Source organism: Stenotrophomonas sp. YJH_SMC_33, assembly GCF_059372295.1.
Map to the genome: position 1 here is coordinate 21,806 of NZ_JCAFVJ010000021.1, position 6,611 is coordinate 28,416.

A 6,611-nucleotide genomic window follows, 5' to 3' on the forward strand; every position below is an offset into this window, starting at 1 on the left:
CCCGCGCACAAGCTGAGTATGCAAAGCTTGCTCGGCGAAGACAATCACCCCCGTGCCAATTCACCTACCAGTTCCGGAAGTCCGTTGCTGGCGGCCTGCACGTTGGCAAGTACTTCAGCCATCGTGATCTCTTCACCATCGCCACAGCCGGCAGCCCAGTTGGCGATGATCGCCAGGCAGGCGTAATCCAGCCCCAGCTCCCGTGCCAGTGCGGCTTCCGGCATCCCGGTCATGCCCACCAGATCGCAGCCGTCGCGGCGCATGCGGGCGATCTCGGCGATGGTTTCCAGGCGCGGGCCCTGCGTTGCGCCGTAGCAGCCGCCGTCATGGACCGTGACACCGGTCACTTTCGCAGCGGCCAGGATCTTGCTGCGCAGCATCGGCGTATAGGGGTGGCCGAAATCGACGTGGACCACGTCGGTGCCTTCTTCTTCACAGATCGTGCTGATGCGGCCCCAGGTGTAGTCGATGATCTGATCCGGGCAGGCCAGCACGCGCGGACCAAAGTGTTCGGTGATGCCTCCCACCGTGTTCAACGCCAGCACGCGCTGCGCGCCCAGTTGCTGCAGTGCGGCCAGGTTGGCGCGGTAGTTGATCTTGTGCGGCGGCAGCGAATGGCCCTCGCCATGCCGCGCCAGGAACGCCACGCGGTGTCCAAGCAGCGTACCGACGCGTACCGGGCCGGACGGGCGGCCGAAGCGGGTGTCGACCTCGTGGGTCTGCACGTCGTCAAGCTTGGCCAGGTTGTAGACACCGGTACCGCCGATCACGGCCAGGGCGATCTGTTGCATTCAAAGCACTCCATGAAAAGACCAACGCCGGCACCCGAGGATGCCGGCGGCAGAAGAAGACGCACCGCGGGCGGCTGCGCCGTTATTCCTTCATCGCGTAGATGGCCGGCACGCAGCGCAGGGTTTCATTGACGTCCATGCCGAAGCCGAACACGTAGCGGTCCGGCAGTTCGATGCCGGCGTAGTCGGCGGTCACGTCCGGCAGCGCGCGGTCGTGCTTCTTCACCGTCATCGCGGCGATGCGCACGTCGGTCGCGCCCTGTTCCAGGCACCAGGTGCGCACGCCCTGCAGGGTGTAGCCCTCGTCCAGGATGTCGTCGACCAGCAGCACGCGGCGGCCGAACAGCGAGGTCGCCGGCTTGTGCTTCCAGACCAGGTCGCCGCCGGTGGTTTCGCCGCGGTAACGGGTGGCGTGCAGGTAATCGAACTGCACGTCCTGGCCGCGCGCGCCCAGCTCCAGCGCCAGCTGGCCGGCGAACGGCAGCGCGCCGTGCATGATTGACAGGAACAGCGGCACCTCGCCCTTGTAATCGCGCGCGATGGCGTCGGCGATACCAGCGATGGCCTTGTCGATGGTGGGGCGGTCGACCAGCAGGTCAGCCTGGGCCAGGGCCTGGGAAATGGTGAGGTTGGGCATCAGACGGTTCTTCCAAGGGTTTCAATCAGACGGGATTGGGTGTGGCCATGGCGGGCATCGGCCAGCAGGCCATCCCAGCCAAGCGCGCCGCGGCCGAGCAGGCCCAGCAGCGCAGCAGTATTGAGGGAGCGCCCCTGCACCGCGTGCAGGGCTTCATCAACCAGCTCCGGGTGGCAGACCAGCACCACGTCGCAGCCGGCGTCCAGGTGTGCGTGCACGCGCGCGGGCACGCCACCGGCACTGTGCGAGGCGGCCATGCCGATGTCATCGGAGAACACCACGCCGCGGAAGCCGAGCTCGCCACGCAGGATGTCCTGGATCCAGCGCGGCGAATAGCCAGCCGGTTCAGGCGCAATCTGCGGGTAGATCACGTGCGCCATCATCACCGCGTCGGCACCGGCGGCGATGCCGGCCTGGAATGGCACCAGGTCCTGCGCGCGCAGCTCGTCCAGCGCGCGCGGGTCGATCGCGGTATCCACGTGGGTGTCTTCCAGCACGGTGCCGTGGCCGGGGAAATGCTTGAGCGTGGCGGCCATGCCGACCGCATGCATGCCACGCACATAGGCTGCGGTGAACGCCGCAACCACCTGCGGGTCTTCGCTGAAGGCGCGGTTGCCGATGGCGCGGTTGCCGCGGCCAAGATCGACCACCGGCGCGAAGCTGAGGTCCAGCCCGCTGGCGCGGACTTCACTGGCCATCAGCCAGGCGTGCTGCTCGGCCAGCGACAGGGCCTGCTGCGGGTCGGTGGCGTACAGGGCACCGATGTCCTGCAGTGGCGGCAGATCACTGTAACCTTCGCGGAAGCGCTGTACGCGGCCGCCTTCCTGGTCCACGCAGATCAGCTGCGGGCGCGGCGCAGCGGCGCGGATCGCCGCGCTCAGATCGGTTACCTGCTGGCGCGAGGCGAAGTTGCGCTTGAACAGCACCACCCCGGCCACGGCATCGTGCTGCAGCCAGTCACGTTCCTGGGTGGTCAGTTCGGTGCCGGCAACGCCGATCAGCAGCATGGTTGATCTCCACAACGCGCGCCCGCATGGCGCAGTGCCGCATTGTCGCAGAACCGGCCGACAGGCGCAGTGGTCAAGGGGAAAAGGGAAATGCGGGGGCTCTGCCCCGGTCTGCTCAGACCCTGCAGCCGTCCGGGCCGCAGGCCTCGTCGTCGCCAGCCGGGGCGGCCGGGGGCCCCTGTTCGGCCGCGATCTGGCGCAGCGCGTTGGCAAAGCCTTCTGGCGGCTGCGCCCCGGAGATCGCCCACTTCCCGTCGATGACAAAGGTCGGCACGGAGGAAATGCCCAGCGCATGGGCTTGGCCGAGCTTGGCCTCGACCTCGGCCAAGCCACGGTCCGAGGCCAGCATCTGCGCGATTTCGCCACCGTCCAGGCCGCCAGCCACGCCGGCCTTCACCAGTACAGCGTTGTCGGCCAGGTTCTGGCCATGTTCGAAGTGGGCGCGGAACAGCGCCTCGCTGACCGCATCCTGCACGCCGTGCTCGCCGGCCAGCCACAGCACTCGGTGCGCCGGCAGCGTGGTCACCCGCACCTGGCCCTGGTTGAAATCCATCGGAAGCCCCTCCGCGCGCGCGGTGGTCTGGGTCTGGCCGAGGATCTGCTCGGTGCGCTCGACGCCCCCAAACTTCCGCGAATAGGCCTCGCGCAGCGGCACCGGGGTGTCGTCCGCATCCGGGTCCAGCTGGAACGGCTGCCAGTGGATATCAAGATCAGGCGCGTGCTCGCCCAGCAACTGCACGCCCTGCTGGAAACGATGCTTGCCGATCCAGCACCAGGGGCAGACCACGTCGGAATAGATGTCGATTCTCATCCCCACCACATGGGGCCCCCCTTCCTCGATAAAAGGGGACGGAGGGGATTAAGTCGCTTTCTGCACAGGCGGGGTAAAGACGACTTAATCCCCTCCGTCCCCCTTTTTGGGGTTCACCACTCTGAATACGGGCGGCTGGCCAGGGCAACGTTGTAGTAACGGGCGTCATCGGTCACTTCGGCACCGACCCAGTCCGGCAGGTCGATGGCTTGGTCGGCGCTTTCCAGCTCGACTTCAGCCACCACCAGGCCGGCGTTGTCACCGAGGAACTCATCCACTTCCCAGGTCAGGCCGGCGTGTTCGACCAGATGGCGTCGCTTGTCGATCAGGCCGCCGACGCACAGCGCCAGCAGTGCGCGCGCGTCCTCCACCGGGATCGGGTAGTCGAACTCCTGGCGGGTATGGCCGAGGGTGCGTGACTTCAGGTTCAGCGCGGCGTGGTCGCCTTCGATGCGCACGCGCACCGAGGCGTTCTGGGTGCCGCGGTCGAGCGCGCCCATGTCGTTGATGTAGCCCTGCGCCATCGGGATCACCCGATGCGCGGCGGTGCGCCAGCCATCGCTGCTGACCAGGAATTTGCGTTCGATTTCGATGCCCATGGCGCAATTATGCGCCACGGGTGATGACACCTGCTCAGCGCTTCTCGAATACTGCGATGCTTTCCACGTGCGCGGTGTGCGGGAACATGTCCATGGCACCGGCGCTGACCAGGGTGAAGCCCTGTTCGTTGACCAGATAGCCGGCATCGCGTGCCAGCGAGCCCGGGTGGCAGCTCACGTAGACAATGCGCTTGAACTGCTTCAGCGGCAGCTGCTGCAGCACTTCGATCGCGCCCGAGCGCGGCGGATCCAGCAGCAGCTTGTCGAAGCCCTGGCGCATCCACGCCGTGCTGCGCTGGTCCTGGGTCAGGTCGGCGCTGAAGAACTGGGCGTTGGCCAGGCCATTGCGCTCAGCATTCTCACGGGCGCGCGCGACGAGGCCGGCATCGCCTTCCACACCAACGACCTCGCGCACGCGGCGGGCCAGCGGCAGAGTGAAATTGCCCAGGCCGCAGAACAGGTCCAGCACGCGCTCGTCCTCACCCGGCTCCAGCAGATCCAGGGCATGGGCGATCATCTTTTCGTTGAGCTTGGCGTTGACCTGGATGAAGTCCAGCGGGCGGAATGCCAGTTCCACATCCCAGGGCTCCAGCCGGAACGACAGGGGCACACCCTGCCCGTCCAGCGGCTTCACGGTGTCCACGCCACCGGACTGCAGGTAGATCACGAAGCCATGCTGCTGGCCGAAGGCAGCCCAGGCCGCACGGTCCGCATCGCTGAGTGGCTGCAGGTGGCGCACGGTCAGGACCACGGCCTGGTCGCCGGCGATGAACTCAATCTGCGGGATATCGCGCTTGCCATCGAGCGATTCGATGAAGGTGGACAGCGCCTCGACCTTGGTGCCGATCTCCGGGATCACGGTCAGGCACTGGCTGAGGTCGGCGACGAAACGCGGATCCTGTTCACGGAAGCCGACCAGGGTCTTGTCCTTCTTCTCGACCCGGCGCACGGAGAAGCGGCCCTTGCGACGGTAACCCCAGCTGTCGCCGACCAGCGGCGCAAGCACGGTGCCCGGCTTCACATGGCCGATCCGCTCCAGGTTGTCCATCAGCACGCGCTGCTTGGCGACGATCTGCTGGTCTTCGTCCAGGTGCTGCAGCACGCAGCCGGCGCAGGTGCCGAAATGCGGGCACTTCGGGGTCACGCGCTGCGGCGAGGCCTGCAGAACTTCCAGAGTGCGCGCTTCGTCGAAATGGCGGCTGCGGGCCGTCTGTTCGGCCGTCACCACCTCACCCGGCAGGGCACCGCTGACGAAGGTGACCTTGCCGCCCTCGCCTTCACGGCGGGCGACGCCGCGACCATCATGGCTGAGGTCGAGGATTTCGGTCTGGAACGGGGTACGGTCGATGCGGGAGCGGGATCGGGCCACGTGGCAACAGGCTGCGGGCAAAAATGGGGGCGTATTGTCGCAGATCCTGACCGGCAGGGTCCGGACCCGCTTGCGCCCGCCGCCGCCGTGCTTGATGATTGCAGCAGCTGACATGGAGGCAGCCCTGATGCAGATGACCCCGCGGGCCAGCCGGCCCCGCTTCCTGCTTGTCGAGGACGACATCATCAGCCGCGGTTTTTTCAAGGCGGCGTTGGAAACGTTACCGGCGGATGTGGACACCGCAGATTCGCTGGCCAGCGCTTTGGCCAGCGCCGAACCCGGCGCGCACGACCTGTGGCTGATCGACGTCAACCTGCCGGACGGCAATGGCGCGCAGCTGCTGCGCGAACTGCGCCGTTCACATCCCGACACCCCGGCGTTGGCACATACCGCTGACGGTGACACGTCCATCCATGCCCGCCTGCGCGAAGCTGGCTTCAGCGACACCCTGGTCAAGCCGCTGGGCCGCGACCAGTTGCTGAAGGCGGTGCGCCGCGCACTGGTGAACAGCCCGGCGGGGATCTCCGTTGCCCCGGCCCCGGCAGCGGTCGAGCTGCAGGTGCAGGACTGGGACGAGACAGCGGCACTGGCCGCGCTCAATGGCCAGCGCAACCACTTGATCGCCCTGCGCGAACTGTTCCTGGCCGAGCTGCCGGGGGTGCGTGACGCGGTCGAGCAGGCGGTGGACCAGCATGATGAGCGTCAGCTGCGCAGCCAGTTGCACCGGTTGCAGGCGAGCTGTGGGTTCGTGGGCGCGGCACGCTTGGCCCGGGCGGTGCGCCAGCTGCATCATGCGCCGGAGTCCGGGCAGGCCCAGGATGGGTTCCGCGCGGCGGTGGCGGCCCTGCTGCATTGAGGGTTGGTCGGCAGGGCTGCGCCCTGCACCCGCCAAAGCTAACGTCAAATTCAACGTCAAAAGCCGGCATCCCGTGGGATGGCGGGGCGGTGTCGGAGCGCGGGGACGCCGTGAACCCGTCCATGGGGGCTTGGCGTCCGCTGACGGGCGGCCAGATCAGACACCCCACACTCCGACACCGCCCCGCCTCTGACAGATTTCCGCGATCTGGTAGATCCACGCCATGCGTGGATGAATCTCTGTCAGATATCGAAATTCAAACTGGGGGTCAGATCCGTTTTCCGAAGGAAAACGGATCTGACCCCATTGCCATTCCGACAGCTCGCGGAAAACTGTCGAAGGCGGGGTGGGTCCGGTTGCGGGAGTGTCCGCGGCATGGATGCCGCGGCCAAGCCCCCAGGGTGAAGTGACCCCCGAGACTTGGACAGGGGTCAGGCGGCCGATTGGGCCTGTTGGGCCTGCTCCCGGTACTGTACCGGGCTCAGGCCCTTCAATTTCAATTTGATGCGCTCCTGGTTGTAGTACTGGATGTATTCCACCA

The 6,611-nt window shown here is 66.8% G+C and carries 8 protein-coding genes; 1 reads left to right on the forward strand and 7 read right to left on the reverse strand.

Annotated elements, in window-relative coordinates:
• Positions 1-44 precede the first annotated feature (44 nt).
• From AC5P9W_RS19415 to rlmD, 6 genes are all read right to left on the reverse strand, one after another.
• Complete coding sequence (locus AC5P9W_RS19415) at positions 45-791, reverse strand: S-methyl-5'-thioinosine phosphorylase (RefSeq protein WP_049430529.1); 747 nt, start codon at positions 789-791, stop codon at positions 45-47.
• Between the two features lie 82 nt (positions 792-873).
• Positions 874-1,428, reverse strand: a complete 555-nt coding sequence (locus AC5P9W_RS19420; protein ID WP_005410592.1) for a hypoxanthine-guanine phosphoribosyltransferase — start codon at positions 1,426-1,428, stop codon at positions 874-876.
• Entirely contained in the window at positions 1,428-2,435 is a 1,008-nt protein-coding gene (gene nagZ, locus AC5P9W_RS19425; protein WP_019662160.1) for a beta-N-acetylhexosaminidase, read from the reverse strand. The genes AC5P9W_RS19420 and nagZ overlap by 1 nt, the downstream gene beginning before the upstream one ends.
• Before the next feature lie 115 nt (positions 2,436-2,550).
• The gene (locus AC5P9W_RS19430; protein ID WP_021204004.1) at positions 2,551-3,246 is read right to left on the reverse strand and encodes a DsbA family oxidoreductase; all 696 of its coding nucleotides are present in this window, start codon (positions 3,244-3,246) and stop codon (positions 2,551-2,553) included.
• Between the two features lie 113 nt (positions 3,247-3,359).
• Positions 3,360-3,845 carry a CYTH domain-containing protein gene (locus tag AC5P9W_RS19435; RefSeq protein ID WP_031270571.1) on the reverse strand — a complete coding sequence of 162 codons (486 nt, stop codon included), beginning with the start codon at positions 3,843-3,845 and terminating at the stop codon, positions 3,360-3,362.
• A gap of 34 nt (positions 3,846-3,879) precedes the next feature.
• Entirely contained in the window at positions 3,880-5,214 is a 1,335-nt protein-coding gene (rlmD, locus tag AC5P9W_RS19440; RefSeq protein WP_456115837.1) for a 23S rRNA (uracil(1939)-C(5))-methyltransferase RlmD, read from the reverse strand.
• Between the two features lie 127 nt (positions 5,215-5,341).
• Between rlmD and AC5P9W_RS19445 the strand changes: the two genes are divergently transcribed.
• Positions 5,342-6,070: a response regulator gene (locus AC5P9W_RS19445; protein WP_031270573.1), complete on the forward strand. Its 729-nt coding sequence runs from the start codon at positions 5,342-5,344 to the stop codon at positions 6,068-6,070.
• A 431-nt stretch (positions 6,071-6,501) separates the two neighbouring features.
• Here the strand turns inward: AC5P9W_RS19445 and AC5P9W_RS19450 are convergent.
• Positions 6,502-6,611 (reverse strand): IS3 family transposase (locus tag AC5P9W_RS19450; protein WP_288037892.1); only part of this gene is annotated, 110 nt, incomplete at its 5' end.

Bases quoted from the DNA above. Each gene is read 5' to 3' on its own strand.
- AC5P9W_RS19415 (WP_049430529.1), bottom strand. From the start codon at position 791: ATGCAACAGATCGCCCTGGCCGTGATCGGCGGTACCGGTGTCTACAAC.
- AC5P9W_RS19420 (WP_005410592.1), bottom strand. From the start codon at position 1,428: ATGCCCAACCTCACCATTTCCCAGGCCCTGGCCCAGGCTGACCTGCTG.
- nagZ (WP_019662160.1), bottom strand. From the start codon at position 2,435: ATGCTGCTGATCGGCGTTGCCGGCACCGAACTGACCACCCAGGAACGT.
- AC5P9W_RS19430 (WP_021204004.1), bottom strand. From the start codon at position 3,246: ATGAGAATCGACATCTATTCCGACGTGGTCTGCCCCTGGTGCTGGATC.
- AC5P9W_RS19435 (WP_031270571.1), bottom strand. From the start codon at position 3,845: ATGGGCATCGAAATCGAACGCAAATTCCTGGTCAGCAGCGATGGCTGG.
- AC5P9W_RS19445 (WP_031270573.1), top strand. From the start codon at position 5,342: ATGCAGATGACCCCGCGGGCCAGCCGGCCCCGCTTCCTGCTTGTCGAG.